This is a genomic window from Speluncibacter jeojiensis (genome assembly GCF_029589495.1).
GTDB classification, from domain to species: Bacteria; Actinomycetota; Actinomycetes; order Mycobacteriales; family Mycobacteriaceae; genus Speluncibacter; species Speluncibacter jeojiensis.
Genome location: NZ_JAAIVF010000001.1, coordinates 513965 through 531029 on the forward strand (window position 1 = coordinate 513965; position 17065 = coordinate 531029).

18 protein-coding genes are annotated in these 17065 nt (G+C 70.5%); 5 read left to right on the forward strand and 13 right to left on the reverse strand.

Annotation, left to right across the window (positions count from 1 at the left end; translation table 11 throughout):
• Window positions 1-10 precede the first annotated feature (10 nt).
• The 3 genes from G4X40_RS02275 to G4X40_RS02285 are packed head-to-tail and all read right to left on the reverse strand — an operon-like array spanning window position 11 to window position 2729.
• Window positions 11-1105 (reverse strand): NAD(P)H-dependent flavin oxidoreductase, encoded by a 1095-nt coding sequence (locus G4X40_RS02275; protein ID WP_277829887.1) that lies wholly within the window; start codon window positions 1103-1105, stop codon window positions 11-13.
• Window positions 1102-1869: a CoA-transferase subunit beta gene (locus G4X40_RS02280; RefSeq protein WP_277829888.1), complete on the reverse strand. Its 768-nt coding sequence runs from the start codon at window positions 1867-1869 to the stop codon at window positions 1102-1104. The genes G4X40_RS02275 and G4X40_RS02280 overlap by 4 nt, the downstream gene beginning before the upstream one ends.
• The gene (locus tag G4X40_RS02285) at window positions 1866-2729 is read right to left on the reverse strand and encodes a CoA transferase subunit A (protein WP_277829889.1); all 864 of its coding nucleotides are present in this window, start codon (window positions 2727-2729) and stop codon (window positions 1866-1868) included. Before G4X40_RS02285 ends, G4X40_RS02280 begins: the two co-directional genes overlap by 4 nt.
• Window positions 2730-3105: 376 nt before the next feature.
• Here G4X40_RS02285 and G4X40_RS02290 point away from each other — a divergent pair, with 376 nt between their 5' ends.
• The gene (locus G4X40_RS02290; RefSeq protein ID WP_277829890.1) at window positions 3106-3573 is read left to right on the forward strand and encodes a nuclear transport factor 2 family protein; all 468 of its coding nucleotides are present in this window, start codon (window positions 3106-3108) and stop codon (window positions 3571-3573) included.
• Between the two features lie 41 nt (window positions 3574-3614).
• Here G4X40_RS02290 and G4X40_RS02295 read toward each other — a convergent pair whose 3' ends face one another.
• Window positions 3615-4433: a sugar phosphate isomerase/epimerase family protein gene (locus G4X40_RS02295; protein ID WP_277829891.1), complete on the reverse strand. Its 819-nt coding sequence runs from the start codon at window positions 4431-4433 to the stop codon at window positions 3615-3617.
• A 148-nt stretch (window positions 4434-4581) separates the two neighbouring features.
• Here G4X40_RS02295 and G4X40_RS02300 point away from each other — a divergent pair, with 148 nt between their 5' ends.
• Window positions 4582-5166 carry a TetR/AcrR family transcriptional regulator gene (locus G4X40_RS02300; RefSeq protein ID WP_277829893.1) on the forward strand — a complete coding sequence of 195 codons (585 nt, stop codon included), beginning with the start codon at window positions 4582-4584 and terminating at the stop codon, window positions 5164-5166.
• 15 nt (window positions 5167-5181) lie between these two features.
• On the forward strand, window positions 5182-6225 hold the full coding sequence (locus G4X40_RS02305; protein WP_277829894.1) for a phosphotransferase family protein: 1044 nt from the start codon (window positions 5182-5184) through the stop codon (window positions 6223-6225).
• Between the two features lie 79 nt (window positions 6226-6304).
• Here the strand turns inward: G4X40_RS02305 and dmpG are convergent, their stop codons facing one another.
• From dmpG to G4X40_RS02320, 3 genes are read right to left on the reverse strand one after another with little or no spacing between them, the layout of a single operon-like run.
• Window positions 6305-7333 carry a 4-hydroxy-2-oxovalerate aldolase gene (gene dmpG, locus G4X40_RS02310; protein ID WP_277829896.1) on the reverse strand — a complete coding sequence of 343 codons (1029 nt, stop codon included), beginning with the start codon at window positions 7331-7333 and terminating at the stop codon, window positions 6305-6307.
• Window positions 7330-8274 carry an acetaldehyde dehydrogenase (acetylating) gene (locus G4X40_RS02315; RefSeq protein ID WP_277829898.1) on the reverse strand — a complete coding sequence of 315 codons (945 nt, stop codon included), beginning with the start codon at window positions 8272-8274 and terminating at the stop codon, window positions 7330-7332. The genes dmpG and G4X40_RS02315 overlap by 4 nt, the downstream gene beginning before the upstream one ends.
• Entirely contained in the window at window positions 8271-9089 is an 819-nt protein-coding gene (locus tag G4X40_RS02320) for a 2-keto-4-pentenoate hydratase (RefSeq protein ID WP_277829899.1), read from the reverse strand. Before G4X40_RS02320 ends, G4X40_RS02315 begins: the two co-directional genes overlap by 4 nt.
• A 69-nt stretch (window positions 9090-9158) precedes the next feature.
• Between G4X40_RS02320 and G4X40_RS02325 the strand changes: the two genes are divergently transcribed.
• Window positions 9159-9920, forward strand: coding sequence for an IclR family transcriptional regulator (locus tag G4X40_RS02325; RefSeq protein ID WP_277829900.1), 762 nt, complete (start codon window positions 9159-9161; stop codon window positions 9918-9920).
• Window positions 9921-9941: 21 nt separating this feature from the next.
• Here the strand turns inward: G4X40_RS02325 and G4X40_RS02330 are convergent, their stop codons facing one another.
• The gene (locus G4X40_RS02330) at window positions 9942-10397 is read right to left on the reverse strand and encodes a MarR family winged helix-turn-helix transcriptional regulator (RefSeq protein ID WP_277829902.1); all 456 of its coding nucleotides are present in this window, start codon (window positions 10395-10397) and stop codon (window positions 9942-9944) included.
• Between the two features lie 75 nt (window positions 10398-10472).
• On the opposite strand from G4X40_RS02330, the gene G4X40_RS02335 reads away from it, so the two are divergent.
• The gene (locus G4X40_RS02335; protein ID WP_277829904.1) at window positions 10473-10850 is read left to right on the forward strand and encodes a cupin domain-containing protein; all 378 of its coding nucleotides are present in this window, start codon (window positions 10473-10475) and stop codon (window positions 10848-10850) included.
• On the opposite strand, the gene tsaE is transcribed toward G4X40_RS02335, so the two are convergent.
• Genes tsaE through glmS form a run of 5 tightly spaced genes read right to left on the reverse strand, consistent with a single transcriptional unit; the run spans window position 10844 to window position 17005 of the window.
• Window positions 10844-11320 carry a tRNA (adenosine(37)-N6)-threonylcarbamoyltransferase complex ATPase subunit type 1 TsaE gene (tsaE, locus tag G4X40_RS02340; protein ID WP_277829905.1) on the reverse strand — a complete coding sequence of 159 codons (477 nt, stop codon included), beginning with the start codon at window positions 11318-11320 and terminating at the stop codon, window positions 10844-10846. The two genes, G4X40_RS02335 and tsaE, sit on opposite strands and share 7 nt — an antisense overlap.
• Complete coding sequence (locus G4X40_RS02345) at window positions 11241-12398, reverse strand: alpha/beta fold hydrolase (protein WP_277829907.1); 1158 nt, start codon at window positions 12396-12398, stop codon at window positions 11241-11243. The genes tsaE and G4X40_RS02345 overlap by 80 nt, the downstream gene beginning before the upstream one ends.
• The gene (alr, locus tag G4X40_RS02350) at window positions 12382-13554 is read right to left on the reverse strand and encodes an alanine racemase (RefSeq protein ID WP_277829909.1); all 1173 of its coding nucleotides are present in this window, start codon (window positions 13552-13554) and stop codon (window positions 12382-12384) included. The genes G4X40_RS02345 and alr overlap by 17 nt, the downstream gene beginning before the upstream one ends.
• Before the next feature lie 58 nt (window positions 13555-13612).
• A complete protein-coding gene (locus G4X40_RS02355; RefSeq protein WP_277829910.1) occupies window positions 13613-15079 on the reverse strand; it encodes an NAD(P)H-hydrate epimerase in 1467 nt (488 codons plus the stop codon).
• Window positions 15080-15139: 60 nt separating this feature from the next.
• Window positions 15140-17005, reverse strand: a complete 1866-nt coding sequence (gene glmS, locus G4X40_RS02360) for a glutamine--fructose-6-phosphate transaminase (isomerizing) (protein ID WP_277829911.1) — start codon at window positions 17003-17005, stop codon at window positions 15140-15142.
• Window positions 17006-17065 lie beyond the last annotated feature (60 nt).

The following is a 17065-nucleotide window of genomic DNA, read 5'->3' on the forward strand; positions in this document are numbered from 1 at the left end:
CGGAGCTCTGCTACCGGGTGTCGACGGCGCCGAGACGCGCCAGCGTCAGCTCGGCCTCGTGGACGATGCGGTCGATCAGCTCGGCGCAGCTGGGGACGTCGTCGATCAGGCCGACCACCTGGCCGGTGGCCATCACGCCGACCTCGGCGTTGCCGTCGACGAGCGCCGAGCGGTACAGCATCGGCGCGTTCGCGGCCATGACCACCTGACGCCAGCCCAGCTCGTGGCTCTTCTTCATCTCGAGTCCCTCGCTGATCATGTTCTTCCACGAGGTACCCGAGAGCTTCTGGAAGGCAACGGCATTGCGCAGGGCGCGGAGCATGCGCTGCGGCCCGCGGGTGGACTCGAGTTGGTCGATGGTGCCGGCGCGGAGCACTCGCTGCGGGATACCGTCGATCTCGAGCGTGACGACCGTGTCGTTCACCGACTTCGACAGGTAGACGTCCTTGACCCGTTGCGCCACCGGCGAATCGCTGGTCAGCATGAACCGGGTGCCCATCGCGATGCCGTCCGCGCCGTAGGCGAGGGCCGAGACCAGCCCGCGGCCGTCGAAGTAGCCGCCGGCCGCGATCACCGGGATGTCGACGGCGTCGACGACCTGCGGGAGCAGCAGGCTGGTGGGGACCGCACCGGTGTGGCCGCCGCCCTCCCCGCCCTGCACGACGACCGCGTCGACGCCCCATTCGGCGACCTTCTCCGCGTGCCGGCGCGCGCCGATCGAGGGCACCACCACCAGGCCCGCATCCTTGAGCTTCGCGATCAGGTCCCGCTTGGGGGCCAGCGCGAACGACGCCACCTTCACCCCGGACCGGATCAGCAGGTCGATCCGCTTGCCGACGTCCTCCTGGTTGGCGCGCACGTTCACGCCGAACGGCGCGTCGGTGTGGTCCTTGACGTAGGCGATCGCCTCGGCGAGTTCCTCGTAGGACAGCATCCCGCCGGCGATGATGCCGAGCCCACCGGCCGCGGCGGTCGCCGCGGTGAGCTTCGCGTCGGAGACGTAGCCCATGCCGGTCTGGACGATCGGGTACTTGACCCCGAACAGCTTGCACAGCCGGGTGTTCAGGGCCGGGTGGGCGGCACTCTTACCGGTCACGGTCGTCATCCCTGGACCTCCTTGTCGCGCAGATTACGGGGATCGATCACAGTGCGGATCAGTTCGAGCTCCTCCGCCGGCGGCATCCGCGTCTGCGGGACATCGGACGGGATCACCAACTCGAATCCGGTGGCGGCGACGACGTCGTCGACGCTCACCCCCGGATGCGCCGACACCAGCCGCAGCCGCCCGGTGTCGGGGGTGAAGTCGAGCACCGCGAGATCGGTGACGACCCTGCGCAGTTCGTGGTGCCGGGTCGCTGCCGGGCCGGCCTTGCGGGCATTGTCGTTGCCGACGCCGGAGACCATGTCGACCTTGGGGACGAACACGCGGGTGCTGTGCTTGGGCACCCAGTAGCTCGTCGGGTGGTAGACGGTGTTGCCCGGCGCGCCGCGCACGCCCAGCAGCTGCACCTTCGGCCGGGCGTGGTCGCCGATCGCGGAGATGTTGCAGTTGCCGTACAGGTCGAGCTGCGTGGGGATCATCATGATGTGCCGCTTGCCGTTCCACACCAGTGTGAAGATCTGGTTGAACGGCAGCCAGGCCTCGACGTCGCCCTCGGCCGGTCCGCCGACCGCCCAGGTGCCGCGCATCGCGGTGGCCTCCCCGTCCGAGATGACGAGGTCGGGCGAGAACGTGTGCCGGGCCAGCCGGACCCCGATCGCCGGGATGGTGCCGAACGCGCTGGCGATGACCTCACCGTTGTCGCGATACGCCTCGGCGCAGGCGACGGCGCAGATCTCGGCCCTGGTGACCTCGGTGGTGGCGCTCATGCCGACACCGCCTCTCGCGAGGCTTCGACGGCCCGCTGGTAGTCGCCCTCCGTACCGGAGAGGTAGTGGGCCGCGAACTGCTTCCATCGGTCCGGATCCTTTGCGGCGGCGACGTAGTCGCGCTGGAACGCCTCGTCGCGGTCGTAATCTGGGACGCACGAGGTGAAGTGCGCGCCGCCGGAGGACTCCACCACACCGGAGACCAGCAGGCGCGGGATGCGGACCGTCGACGGGTGGGCGTTCGCGGTGAGTTCCGCGGTGGGCACGATCTTCTCGCACGACACGTACGCGTTGTCGGCGGCGAGGCAGAACAGGTCGTCGAAGTACAGGTCCGGGCCGAGATACTGGGCGTTGCCGTGCATGTCGGCGCGGTTCATGTGCACCAGTGCGGCGTCGAGCCGGATCGCCGGCATCGCGACGAGCGTCTCGTCACCGTACGGGTCGGTGACGGTGCGCAGTCCGGGGTTGACGGTCATGACGTCCGAGCCGAGGCCGGCGCGGGTCGGCAGGTACGGCAACCGGATTCCTGCGGCGTACAGCCCCCACTGGAGCATGCCCTCGTCGTACTCCTCGACCTCGATGCTCCCCGACTGGCGGGCGGCCCGGAAGTGCGGGTCCAGCGGGATCGAGTCCAGCGACACGAACCCGAAGATCACCTTCTTGACCTTGCCCGCGGCGCACAGCAGGCCGACGTCGGCGCCGCCGTAGGACACGATCGTCAGGTCCTTCAGATCCGAGCGCAGAATCTCCCGGATCAGCGACATCGGCTTGCGTCGCGAACCCCATCCGCCGATGCCGATCGTCATCCCGGATCTGAGCCGGCCGATGACGTCGGCTTCCGACATTGTCTTGTCCGACATGGTGAGTCATCTCCCTTTCGTGCTGTCGAGCTTCCGGACCCACCCCCGGTGATCCATCTGCGTATCAAACATTTGCTGCTTGTCGCGATCGCATCGTGATGACGCACGATCGCCTGTGGCATTCCGCCCGACGCCCGGCCCGTCGGCTCCGGCATCGGCGCGTGGCACCACCGTAGCAAACGTTTGATTGATTGCCCAGGGTGGTAGCAAACGTTTGATTTAAGTCGCGGGGCAACCGAACCCGGTTGGGTGCCAGGACGAACCCCGCTGTCCCGGCAGCCGGGAGATCCGCTGGCCGGGGCAGTCGCCTCGCAGAAACCTGGCAACCGAACACCTCGCCCCGATCACGCACTCCCCTACGGAAGGACCCGACACCATGACGACGCCCGCCGGCGCCACCACGTTCCGCTCGACCCGACCGGGCGACCCGGACCTGCTCGCCGACCGCCACGCGGTCGTCGACGCTCTCTACACGTTCCAGACCATGCTGGACACGAAGGACTGGGCCGGGATCCGCGCGGCAATGCAGGAGGACGTGCAGGGCTACGGGGTCGCCGGCATCGACGAGGTGGTGACGATCGTCCGCGCCCACCTCGACGTGTGCGGCGCGACGCAGCACCTGATGGGCAACGTGCAGGTGCGACTCGACGGCGACCGCGCCACCAGCCGGTCCTACTTCCGCGCCTTTCACGTGGGCAGCGGCGCGAACACCGGCCGAACCTACGAATGCCTGGGCCACTATGACGACGCATGGATTCGCAGCGGCGATCGGTGGTCGCTCGCCGGCCGGGTCATCAATGTGCGCGCCGAACTGGGCGACCGCGCGGTGATCGAACCGCGCTGACGAAATCAGCGGCAGGGAACGAACCGCGCCGGCGGCACCGATCACGGCACGTGCGCGCGCATCCATTCCCACCCGCGCCCGAGCGCCCGCTCGGCGCCCTCCTCGTCGATCGCCGGACCGAGCAGTTCCAGGTCGACCGTACCCCGGTAGCCCAGCTCGCGGACCTCGCGAACCAGTCGTTCGAGCGGGATCTCCCCGTCGCCCGGGACCCACCGGTTCGGCACCGACGTCGCCGAGGTGCGATGGTCACCGATCTGCACCAGCAGGACCGAGTCGAGGTTGTCGGCGACCGTCCGCATCAGGTCGCGCTCCTGGAACGCCGAGTAGAGGTCGACCATCAACCCGACCCCGAGACGGCGGGCCAACTCCGCGGTGTCGGCGACGGAGTGGGTGAAGCTCATCGCGGAGCGGATCGACATCGTGTTCTCCAACGCCAACCCCACGCCCGCGGCGCGCGCGTGGTCGACGAGCGGGGCGAATCGCCCGACCGCCCGGTCCGCCGCGGCTTCCCATGACAGGGCGCCGGAGCCGCCGGAGGTGAATCCCACCGTCGGCGCACCGATCTCGGCGGCCGCGTCGACCGCCCGCTCGAGGGAGCCGAGGACACGGCCCCAACCGTCGCCGTCGTGCATGGCGCGGCAGCCGCCGGCGATGAACTCCGGCCGCAGGCCGCTGCCCCGGATCGTCGCGATCGACGACTCCCAGCCCTGCCGCTCCATGGTCGCGGCCAGCACCCCGAAACGTGCGCAGCCCATCCGGTCGAGCATGACCAGCGAGTCGGCCAGCGGCCAGGCCGCCGTCGCCGCGAGACATACGCTCAGGTTCGGGTCCTCGGACGGATGAGAGATCTGACTTCCCACGAATCCTCCTGTCACAGTTAAGGAAACGAGCGCCTTCCGACGGACGGTTCCGGCACCCCAGGCCAACGTAGCAAATGTTTGATGCGTAATGTAGCGTTGTGCTCGACCGGAGCAGATTCACCGGGAACCCACCAGCACGGAGGTAGTCATGGAGTGGTCCGAGCGCCACACTCTGATCACGGAGCAGGCCGCGGAACTCTTCGCCACGAAGGGCATCGCCGGTACGAAAGTCCGCGACATCGCGGATGCGGTGGGCGTGCTCTCCGGCAGCCTGTACCACTACTTCCCGTCCAAGGACGCCATCGCCGACGTGATCGTCTCGCGGTATCTCGACGACCTCACCCACGAGTACGAGGCGATCCTCGAGTCGACGAACGACCCGCGGACCCGGCTCGACGAGCTGGTCAAGGCCTCGTTCCGGGTGAGCCAGTCGCACCCGCACGCGTCGGAGATCTACCAGAACAACGGGACCTATCTGCGCAAGCTGCCTTCGCACCGCAAGATCCGTGCCGCGGCGAAGTCCACCAAAGAGGCCTGGATGACGGTCATCGAGAAGGGCATCGCCGACGGCGCGTTCCGCTCCGACCTACCGGCAGAGTTGCTGTACGGGCTCATCCGTGACGCCGTCTGGCTGTCGCTGCGGTGGTTCACCCCCACCGCCGACTTCGGCATCGATCAGCTCGCCGACTCTGTCGTGTCCGTGTTCCTGGAAGGCGTCCAGTCGCGGCGCTGACGAGAAAGGTTTGAGATGACGAGTGCCACCGACAGCGGAATCCGCGTCGACGCGGTCTCCGACTGGTTCATCGAGCACGTCGGCGGCGCCGTCGGGCCGGTGCAGTTCACCCGCATCGCCGGCGGCCGCTCGAACCTGACCTACCTGGCCACCGACGCCGACGGCACCCGGTGGGTGCTGCGCCGCCCGCCGCTCGGCATGGCGCACTCGCGCGCCCACGATGTCCTGCGCGAGGCCACGGTGCTGGGCCGCCTGCGCGGCACACCGGTGCCGGCGCCGCTGGTTGTCGGCACGTGCGACGACGACTCCGTCACGGGCGCACCGTTCTTCGTGATGGAACACCTCGACGGCGTCATCCTGCGCGACCCCGAAACCGTCACCGACACCCTGCCCGCCGACCGCCGGCCCGCCGTCGCGACCGCACTGGTGCGCACGCTCTCCGGACTGCACGCGGTCGATCCGCGAGAGGCCGGCTGGGGCGAACTCGCCGACCGCGACGACTACCTCGCCCGGCAGCTGCACCGCTGGTCGGCCAACTGGGCGCAGGACCGCGTCCGCGTCCTCGACGACATCGGCCGCACCCACGACCGCCTGGTCGAGAGGATCCCGACGCAGGGTCCCGCACGGATCGTGCACGGCGACTTCCGGCTCGACAACTGCATGTTCCGCCCCGACGACACGGTCGCCGGCATCCTCGACTGGGAACTGACCACCGTCGGCGACCCGCTCGCAGACCTCGGCCAGCTGCTCGTCTACTGGGCACAGCCCGACGACGATGTGTGGGCCCTGGAGAACCCGCCCACCGCCGTCCCGGGATTCCCGACGCGCAACGACCTGGTCGAGCAGTACCTCGCCGCCGCAGCGCCGGAGACCGTGCCCGACATCGACTTCTACATCGCCTTCAACTGGTGGAAGATCGCCTGCATCGTCGAGGGCGTCTACACCCGCACCCTGCGCGGGGCGATGGGCGAGAGCGACCGCTCCCCCGAGTCGTTCGGCGCCCAGGCACAGCGGCTCGCCGCCCAGGCATGGCGGCACGCGCAACGCCTCGGCTCGTGAAACGCACAAGGCCTTGAAACCACTTCGGGCGCTGTGACCGTGACGGTCACAGCGCCCGAAGTGGCTTACGTTGGCGTACTTACGCGTTCACGCTCTCGCGCTCGGCGACGAGGTTCAGCGCGATGTCGACGATCATGTCCTCCTGACCGCCGACGAGCTTGCGCTTGCCGCACTCCAGGAGGATCTCGCGCACGTCCACGTCGTACCGCGCCGCGGCGGTCTCGGCGTGACGCAGGAAGGACGAGTACACGCCCGCGTAGCCCAGGGTCAGGGTCTCGCGGTCCACGCGCACCGGACGGTCCTGCAGCGGACGGACGATATCGTCGGCCGCGTCCTCGAGCGCGTTGAGGTCGCAGCGGTGCTCGAAGCCCTCGAGGTTCGCCACGGCCACGAAGGCCTCGAGCGGGCAGTTGCCCGCGCCCGCACCGTGACCGGCGAGGGAGGCGTCGACGCGGTACACGCCGTTCTCCACCGCGACCACCGAGTTGGCGACCGACAGCGAGAGGTTCTCGTGCGCGTGGATGCCGATCTCGGTCTCCGGCTTGAGCGCATCCCGGTAGGCCTTCACACGGGCCTCGATGCCCTTCATGGTCAGGCGACCGCCGGAGTCGGTGATGTAGACGCAGTGCGCGCCGTAGGACTCCATCAGCTTGGCCTGCTCGGCCAGCACGGCCGGCTCGGCCATGTGGTTGAGCATGAGGAAGCCGGAGACGTCCATCCCGATCTCGCGGGCGGCCTCGATGTGCTGCGCGGAGACGTCGGCCTCGGTGCAGTGGGTGGCGATGCGGACCGAGCGCACACCCAGGTCCCAGGCCTTCTTGAGCTCCTCGACCGTGCCGACACCCGGCAGCAGCAGGGTGGTCAGGCGGGCGTTGTCGATGGCCTCGGCGGCCGCCTCGATCCACTCCCAGTCGGTGTTCGAGCCCGGGCCGTAGTTGACCGAACCGCCGGCCAGACCGTCGCCGTGCGCGACCTCGATCGCGTCGACGCCCGCGGCGTCGAGTGCCTTGACGATGCGCTTGACGTCGGCCGGGGTGATGCGGTGACGCACCGCGTGCATACCGTCACGCAGGGTGACGTCCTGGACGAAGATCTTGTGGTTGCTCATCGGGCGGTTTCCTTCTGCTGTGCGATGCGCTCCGCGATCTGCATACCCGCGGAGGTCATGATGTCGAGGTTGCCGGCGTAGGTGGGCAGGTAGTGCCCAGCGCCCTCGACCTCGAGGAAGACCGACACCTGGTGCGTCGGACGGTCGCCGCCGGCGAGCAGCGTCTCGACCGGCTGATCGGCGGCGATCTCGGTGATCTGCACCTGCTGCTTGAGGCGGTAGCCGGGCACGTAGGCGGAGACGTCACCGGCCATCTTCTCGATGGACTGACGGATCTCGTCGTGGGTGGCCGGGTCCGATGCGTTGACCAGGCAGTAGACGGTGTCGCGCATGATCAGCGGCGGCTCGGCCGGGTTCAGGATGATGATCGCCTTGCCGCGCTCGGCACCGCCGACGGACACGATCGCACTCGAGGTGGTCTCGGTGAACTCGTCGATGTTGGCGCGGGTGCCCGGGCCGGCCGACTTCGACGCGATGGACGCGACGATCTCGGCGTAGGCGACGGGCACGACGCGGGACACGGCCGCGACCATCGGGATCGTCGCCTGGCCACCGCAGGTCACCATGTTCACGTTCGGCGCACCGATGTGGTCGTCACCGTTGACGGCGGGGACCACGAACGGGCCGATCGCCGCCGGGGTCAGGTCGATCATGCGCTTGCCGAACGGCTGCAACCGGTCGTTGTTGACGACGTGCGCCTTCGCCGAGGTGGCGTCGAAGACGATCTCGATCTCGTCGAAGTTCGGCAGCTTCACCAGGCCCTCGACGCCCTCCGCGGTGGTCGGCACGCCGAGCGCCGCGGCGCGGGCCAGTCCGTCCGAGGCGGGATCGATGCCGACCATGGCACCCATCTCCAGGTGCTGTGAGTGGTTCATCACCTTGATCATCAGATCGGTGCCGATGTTGCCCGATCCGATGATCGCGACCTTGGTCTTGCTCATGCGTTCTCTCCTTCCGTGAAACGGGTGGTCACGGCACCGAGTCCGGACACTGTGACGGTGACGACGTCGCCGGCGGACACCGGCGCCATCGGTCCGAGGGCACCGGACAGGATGACCTGACCGGCCCTCAGCGGCTGGCCGAGGTCGCGCGCGTTGCGGGCGAGCCACACGACGGCCTCGATCGGATCTCCCAGGCAGGCGGCCCCGTTGCCGGAGGACACCTCCTGGCCGTTGACGGTCATCGACATGGTGACCTCGGCGGGCACGACCTCGTCGAGGGTGCGGCGCTCGGTGCCGAGGACGTACACGCCGGACGACGCGTTGTCGGCGACGGTGTCGCCGAAGCGGATGTCCCAGTCCCGGATCCGGCTGTCGCAGATCTCCAGGGCGACGACCGCGTACTCGATCGCGTCGCGGACCTGCGCCGCGTCGAGCGGGCCGTCGGCGAGGTCGGCGCCGAGCACGAACCCGACCTCGCCCTCGATCTTCGGCTGGATCAGCCGGGACATCGGGACGTCCTCGCCGTCGGCGAAGGCCATGTCGTCGAACAGTACCCCGAGGTCGGGCTGGTCGACGCCCAGCTGCTCCTGCACCGCCTTCGAGGTGAGGCCGATCTTGCGGCCGACCACGGTCGCGCCGGCGCCCACCCGCAACTCGTTGAAGCGCTGCTGCACGGCGTACGCGGCGACCAGGTCGTCGGCGCCGATCAGGTCACGGATCGGGGCACAGGGCGTGCTCGTCGCGGCGGCGGTCGCGAGGCGCTCCGCCGCGGCGGTGATCGCGTCCTCGCTCACCGTGGTGAGGTTCGTCGTCATGATGCCCACTGTCCTGGTCGGACAGCGTTCACACCAGGGCTCCGTCTCACTGAGCGATACGCTGGGAAGATGACCTCCGCCGCCGATCTCGACACCGTGCTCGGCAAGGCGGTGACGATCTTGCGGGCCTTCCGCGCCGACGACCAGACGCTCCCGCTCGCCGAGATCGTCCGCCGCACCGGACTGCACAAGGCGACCGCACACCGGCTGGCCCAGGACCTCGCCGCGAACAGGCTGCTCGACCGCGTCGAGGGCGGCTACCGGCTCAGCAGCGGCCTGTTCGAGCTGGGGATGCGCGCCTCGCTCGAGCGCAGCCTGCTCGAGATGGCCATGCCCTTCCTGCAGGACCTCTACGAGCGCACCCACGAGACCGTGCACCTGGGGGTGCGCGACGGCCACGACGTGGTCTACGTCGCGAAGATCGGCGGACACCGGCAGGCGAAGGCCCCGTCACGCACCGGGGGGCGGATGCCGCTGCACTGCACCGCCATCGGCAAGGTGCTGCTCGCGCACGCCGACCCGGCGCTACGCGCGGAAGTGCTGTCGGCCCCGCTGGTGCGGCGCACCCCGCACACGGTGGTGGCACCCGGACTGCTGCGTCGTCAGCTCGAGCGGGTGAAGGAGGAAGGAGTGGCCTTCGAGCACGAGGAGTCGGCGCTGGGGCTGGTGTGCGTGGCCGCCCCGGTGTTCGGCGCCGAGGACGAGCCGGTCGCCGCGGTGAGCGTCACCGGTCCGGTCGGACGGTTCCGACCCGAGACGCAGGTCGCCGCCGTGCGCGCGGCCGCGACCGGGCTGAGCAGCACCATCGCGCGGCGCGACCGGCTGCGCTGAGTGCCCACACCCTGCCGGGCGTCAGGACCAGTCCGACAGGGCCGTCGGACTCCGGCCACCGCTGCCGACGGCGGCCAGCGTGGCCACGGTGGCGTCGACATGCCCATCCCCCACCTTCGACCGCCAACCCGACACCTCCCGCCGGAAGGCGGTCGCCGACAGGTCGAGAAGCGTCCGCCCTCGGCCGGTGACGACCACGATGCGCTCACGCCGATCGTCGGCATTGGTCCGGCGCTCGACCAGGCCCATGGCTTCCAGGAACTTCACGGTCTTCGCGGCCGCCTGCTTGGACACCGCCAGCCGGTCGCCGAGTTCCACACTCGTGCAACCGGCCCCGATCGCCTGCAGGGCAAAGCCGTGATGAGCACGGACGCCCGGGAACCCGTCCCGCGCCAATTGCTCATGGACGGCGTCGACCAGTGCCCTGAACGCGCCCATCAACAGGAAGGGAATCGCAACGTCGTCGGCCGGCTCCATGAATCCAGCCTAGAACAGCTCCGACAACCAGGTTGACCGTATATAGTCAACCGGGTTGTCTATTGAGGAGGATTCATGGCTCACCTGACCGACGAAAAAGCCCGCGCATTCGAGATGCACGGGGTCACCTTCACCTCGTTCGCCGCCGGGGCGACCGGAGCCCGGACGCTTGCCGCGTGGCGCGCCGACTTCGCCCCCGACACCCCGGGACAGGCCCACACGATGGCGAAGGAAGAGGTGCTGTACGTCCTCAGCGGCGTCCTCGACATCGAGATCGACGACGAGCGGTTCACCGCGGAGGCCGGCGACTGCGCTATTGTCCCGGCGGGCGCGGTCCTGCGTGTCACCAACTCCACGCCCGAACCGGCCGGCGCCTGGGTCACCTCTCTCATCGGCATGACGGCGTCCATGCAGGCCGGCGGCGACCGGATCGCGCCGCCGTGGGCTCAGTGATCGCGCCCCTGTGCCCGCTGCACCCACTCCCACTGCGCCGTGCGCACGTCGGTCTCGGGTTCGCGGCGCAGTCGCACCAGCAGGTAACGCTCGGCGATCCGCTCGACCAGTCCCTCACCCCACTCGACGACGACGACCGCGTCGGTCAGGTCGGTGTCGAGGTCGAGCGCGTCGAGCTCGTCGAGCGCCTGCGCGCCCCCACCGAGCCGGTAGGCGTCCACGTGCACCATCGGCACCGGCGCTCCCCCGTCGAGACGGGCGCCGGGGCGGTGCTCACGGGCGATGATGAACGTCGGCGAGGTGACCATGCCCTGCACCCCGAGGCCGGCCGCGATGCCCCGCGCCAGCACGGTCTTGCCTGCGCCCAGGGGACCGTCGAGCACGACCAGGTCACCTGCGGCGAGTTCGCCCGCCAAGTGCCGGCCAAAGTTCTCCGTGGCGTCGGCGGTCGGCAATTGCTCTGAGAACACCGGTGGCTCTCTCCTTCATCGCGGGTTCGGTCGACATGGCCTCGACGGCACGGGTGACCAGGCGGTCGATCGCCTCGGACACCACCTCTGGCTGCTCGAGCTGCACCATGTGCCCGGCGCCGGGCACCCGCAGCAGCTCGGCCAACGGCAGTTGCTCGGCCAGGCTCACCGAATTTCGGAACGGGGTCAGTATGTCGCCGTCGCCGCAGAGCACCAGCGCCGGGACGTCGGTCATCGCCGGCAGCGCCGCCGATTCGTCGTGGTCCTCGAGGGCCTGCAGGAAGTCGACGAGCGTGCTCAGCGGGGTGTCGTTGATCATCTCGTCGGTGAACCGCACCACCGAGCGGCTCACCTTGCGGTCGCCGTAGGAGGCCGCGCGCAGCAGCGGCGCGATCAGTCTGCGGGTCGCGCCGCGTCCACCCTGCACCATCCCGGGCACCCGCCGCGAGACCGCACGGAAGGCGTCGATCGCCGGCGACTCGAGGCTGCGGCCCAACCCGACCTCCGACAGCCCGCCGGCCGCGGTCGAGATCAACCCGAACCCGACCACCCGCGGCCCGCTCGTCTCGGGGTGCTGTCCGGCGTACGACAGCACCGTCATCCCGCCCATCGAGTGCCCGACAAGCACTACCGGTCCGGTCGGGACCATCGCACGCAGCACCGCGTCGAGGTCGCGCGCCAGTTGCGCGATCGTGCAGGTCTCGCTCGGCGCGGGACCGGACTGCCCGTGACCGCGGTGGTCGTAGAAGACCATCCGGATCCGGTCGCCCCAGGTCCGTTCCAGCGCAATACGCTGAAAGTGCCAGGCGGCCATCCGGTTACAGAATCCGTGGACGAACACGACGGTGAGTGGGGCGTCACGCGGACCGACCTCGCGCACCGACAACGGCACGCCGTCGTCCGCTGCCACCACCGACCCGCGATCGCTGCGCAGCAGGTCGAAACGCTCGTCCGCGTACCGATCGGTCACCCGCGCCTCACGAGCCCGGGTCAATCCCACCGCCGTACCCACCGCCCCGGCGGCCGCGGCCGACAGACCCGCCAGTCCCCAGGCCCGCGAGCTAGGCGACGCCGGCACGATCGACCTCCACGGTCACGCCCGGTTGCCACGGCAGGTAACGCCGCTGCACCCGGCCCCGGACGGCGGTGACGATCTCGTAGTGGATGGTGTCGAGCGTCGACGCCCAGTCCTGGGCGACCGGGGCGCCCGTCGCGCCGTCGCCGAACAGGACGGCGGTGTCCCCCTCGCGCACGTCCGCATCCGGTCCGAGGTCGACGACGAGTTGGTCCATGCACACCCGGCCGACGGACGGGCAGCGCCGACCCCCGACCAGCACCTCGAAGCGGTTGCTCAGCGACCGGAACACCCCGTCCGCGTAGCCGACCGGCAGCACGCACACGGTGGTGTCCCGGGGGGCGGTCCAGGTGTGCCCGTAGGAGACGCCCTCGCCGGCGGCGACCTTCTTGACCTTGACCACCCGCGCGGTCAGCGTCATCACCGGGCGCAGCCCGAAGTCGCCGAGCTCGGGCATCGGCGAGAGCCCGTACAGTGCGATGCCGGGCCGCACCATGTCGAATCGCAGATCCGGGCGGGTCAGCGTCGCCGCCGAGTTGGCCGCGTGTGTCACCTCGATGTCGAGCCCCGCGGACCGGGCCGAGTCCACCGCCTCCCGGAAACGCCGGGCCTGCACGTCGATGAACGGGTGGTTCGGCTCGTCGGCGTGCGCGAAGTGGGTGAACATCCCGCGCACCCGGACGGTGCCCTCACGTTCGGCGACCGTCAGCGCGGTGCGCAGGGCGGGCCACTCGTCGGCGGTCACGCCGTTGCGGTTGAGTCCCGTGTCGACCTTCACCGTCACCGCCGCACGCCGTCCGGCCTGCTGCGCGGCCTCGACCACCGCGGCCAGCGTCGGCATCGACGAGATCCCGATCTCCACGTCCGCGCCGATCGCCGCGGCGAAGTCGGCGTCCGGCGTGTGCAGCCAGCTCAGGATCGGCGCGGTGATCCCCGCCGCCCGAAGTTGCAGCGCCTCCGTCAACGTCGTGACGCCGAGTTCCCGCGCGCCCGCCGTCAGCACCGTCTGCGCCACCTGCACCGCGCCGTGGCCGTAGCCGTCGGCCTTGACCACGGCCATGACGGCGGTGTCCCCGGCATGCTCACGCAGCACCTGGACGTTGTGGGCGAGGGCCCCGAGATCGATGGTCGCGGACGCCTGGGAATCGGCAGAGGTCATGACCTCTGATCCTGCCACCCGGTGTCGGTCGCACGAATGACGAGGGTCACCCCGGCGGTCACGGTTCGGCCACACCCGGGCGAACACTCGCGGACCGGACGTCGCGGATCGCCGGCCGCACCCAGCCGAGCAACTCCGAGGACGAGGTGGGTGCCGCCTTCCCGTCACCGCCGCCCGAGCCTCCGGCGTGCGCGGCCATGGCCGCCGCGCGCGAGTGCACGTGCGCGGCCATCGCGGCCGCACGGCCCGGCGCCAGTCCGGCGGCGAGCAGCGAACCCGCCATCCCCGCCAGAACGTCGCCGGAGCCGGCCGTCGCCTCCCACGAGCCGCCGGCCTCGTTGACCAGGACCGCGCCGTCCGGGTCGGCGATCACTGTCGCCCGGCCCTTGAGCAGCACGGTCACCGCGTGCTCGCGCGCGAACCCGGCCGCCGCGCCGACCCGGTCCGGTCCGGGGCCGGCACCCGCCAACCGCGCGAATTCGCCGGCGTGCGGGGTCAGCAGCGTCGGAGCAGGGCGGTCGGCGATCAGGTCGAGGTGTTCGGAAAGCAGCGTCAGGCCGTCGGCGTCCACCAGCACCGGCAGTTCGGTCGCGAGCACCCGCATCAGGGTCCCGAGCGCGGCGTCGTCGGTACCCATGCCGGGGCCGACCACCCAGGCCTGCACCCGCCCCGCCGCCGCAGGATCGTCGGTGGCGATCACCTCGGGCCAGCGCGCCAGCACCTGATCGCAGGCGGTACCGGCGTAGCGCACCATCCCGGCGGTCGCGACCACCGCACCGCCGACGGACAGCACCGCCGCACCCGGATAGGTCGCCGAACCTGCCACGACGCCGGTGACGCCCTGGCTGTACTTGTCGTCCCGCGCCCCGGGCACCGGCCACCGGTCGCCGACATCGGCGTCATCGAGTGCGCTCAGGTCGGGCGCGGGCAGATCCAGCCCGATCGGCACGTACTCGACGCGGCCGCACCGGGCCGCCGCGAGGATGTGCACCGGTTTGCGGGCACCGAACGCCACCGTGACCGCCGCCTGCACTGCCGGCCCGTCGACCGCACCCGTGTCGGGGTCCACCCCGCTGGGCAGGTCGACCGCGACGACCGGCGCCCGCACCTGGGCGACCACCTGCGCCGCGGCCGGGCGCAGCGGTCCGCGCCCGCCGATGCCCACGATGGCGTCGACGACCAGATCCGGGTCCGCGGGCAGCGGTCCGATCCGGCCGCCGGCACCGCGCAGCGCGCGCAGTCCTGCGGCATGGGTGCGGGCGGGATCGAGCAGCACCGCGGTCACCGCGACGCCGCGCCGCCGGAGCAGCGCACCGGCCCACAGGGCGTCGCCGCCGTTGTCGCCGGAGCCGACGATCAGCGCCACCGACCGTCCGGCGACTCCACCCGTACGTGCGCGCAGCTCGTCGGCACACACTCGGGCCAGTCCATACGCGGCCCGCCGCATCAGCGCACCCTCGGGTAGCGCGGCCAGCAGCGGCGCCTCGGCGGCCCGCACCTTCGCGACACCGTGGTAGCTGCGCATGCGTCCTCCCCTGCCTGTGCGTGAGTTGCGGGGTCCCGGCCCGCAACTCACGCACGGGGGCTATTCGACCGTGACCGACTTTGCCAGGTTCCTCGGCTTGTCGACGTCGTATCCGCGGGTCTGCGCGACCTCCGCCGCGAACACCTGCAGCGGCACCGTCGCCAGCAACGGCTGCAGGAGCGTCGGCGACGCCGGGATCTCGATGAGATGGTTCGCGAACGGGCGCACCGCCTCGTCGCCCTCCTCGGCGATCACGACGGTCCGGGCGCCGCGCGCCTGGATCTCCCGGATGTTGCTGAGCATCTTCGAGTGCAGCACCGCGCGCCCCTTCGGCGACGGCATCACCACGATCACCGGCAGCCCGTCCTCGATCAGCGCGATCGGCCCGTGCTTGAGCTCGCCCGCCGCGAAGCCCTCGGCGTGCATGTAGGCCAGCTCCTTGAGCTTGAGCGCGCCCTCGAGCGCCACCGGGTAGCCGACGTGGCGACCGAGGAACAGCACCGCCGGGGACGCGGCGAGTTCCCGCGCCAGCGCCCGCACCGGCTCGACCGTCTCGAGCACCCGCGCGACCAGCTGGGGCATCGCCTCCAGCTCGAGGTACTCGCGGGCCACCTCGTCCGGGTACTTGGTGCCGCGCGCCTGCGCCAGCGCCAGCCCGACCAGGTAGTTCGCGGTCACCTGGGCGAGGAAGCACTTGGTGGAGGCGACGCCGATCTCCGGCCCGGCCCGCGTGTAGAGGACCGCGTCCGCCTCGCGCGGGATCTGCGCACCGTTGGTGTTGCACACCGCCAGCACACGAGCCTTCTGGTCCTTGGCGTGCCGGACCGCCTCGAGCGTGTCTGCGGTCTCGCCGGACTGCGAGATCGCGACGACCAGCGTGGAGCGGTCCAGCACCGGGTCGCGGTAGCGGAATTCGCTGGCCAGCTCCACCTCGACGGGCAACCGGGTCCAGTGCTCGATGGCGTACTTGGCGACCAGCCCCGAGTGGTACGCGGTGCCGCACGCCACCACGAAGACCTTGTCGACGTCGCGCAGTTCCTGATCCGACAGGCGCTGCTCGTCCAGCACGATGCGGCCGTTCGCGAAGTGTCCGAGCAGCGTGTCGGCGACTGCCTGCGGCTGCTCTTCGATCTCCTTGAGCATGAAGTAGTCGTGGCCGCCCTTCTCGGCGGCCTCGAGGTCCCAGTCGATGGTGAAGGGACGGGTGGGGACGTCATCGTTGCCGTCGAAGTTGGTGACCGTGTAGCCGTCGGCGGTGATGACCACGACCTGGTCCTGGCCGAGTTCGACCGCCTCGCGGGTGTGCTCGATGAACGCGGCCACGTCCGATCCGACGAACATCTCGCCCTCGCCGACACCGACGACCAGCGGCGTCGACCGACGCGCGGCGACGATCGTGCCCGGGTGGTCGGCGTGGGTGAACACCAACGTGAACGCGCCCTCGAGCCGGCGCAGCACCGCCAGCGCACTGCCGACGAAGTCGCCGGCGGTCGGGCCGTCCGCGTAGGCGCGGGCCACCAGGTGCACCGCGACCTCGCTGTCGGTGTCGCTGCGCAGGTCGACGTGCTCGGCCTCGAGCTCGTGCCGCAGCGGCGCGAAGTTCTCGATGATGCCGTTGTGCACCACGGCGATCTTGCCGGTGGCGTCGCGGTGCGGGTGTGCGTTGCGGTCGGTCGGGCGCCCGTGGGTTGCCCAACGGGTGTGCCCGATCCCGGTGGAGCCCGCGAAGTGGTCCCGGCCGGCGTCGTCGAGCTCGGCCTCCAGGTTCGCCAGGCGGCCCGCCTTGCGTTCGACCGCCAGCCCGCCGCGACCGTCGAGAACCGCGACGCCGGCCGAGTCGTAGCCGCGGTATTCCATCCGGCGCAGCGCCTCGACAACGACATCGAGCGCCGGCCGATGGCCCACGTACCCCACGATTCCGCACATGGTTCATCAGGGTACTGGTTGGATCGGCCCACTCCTCATCTCGGTGACGCCGATCCGATA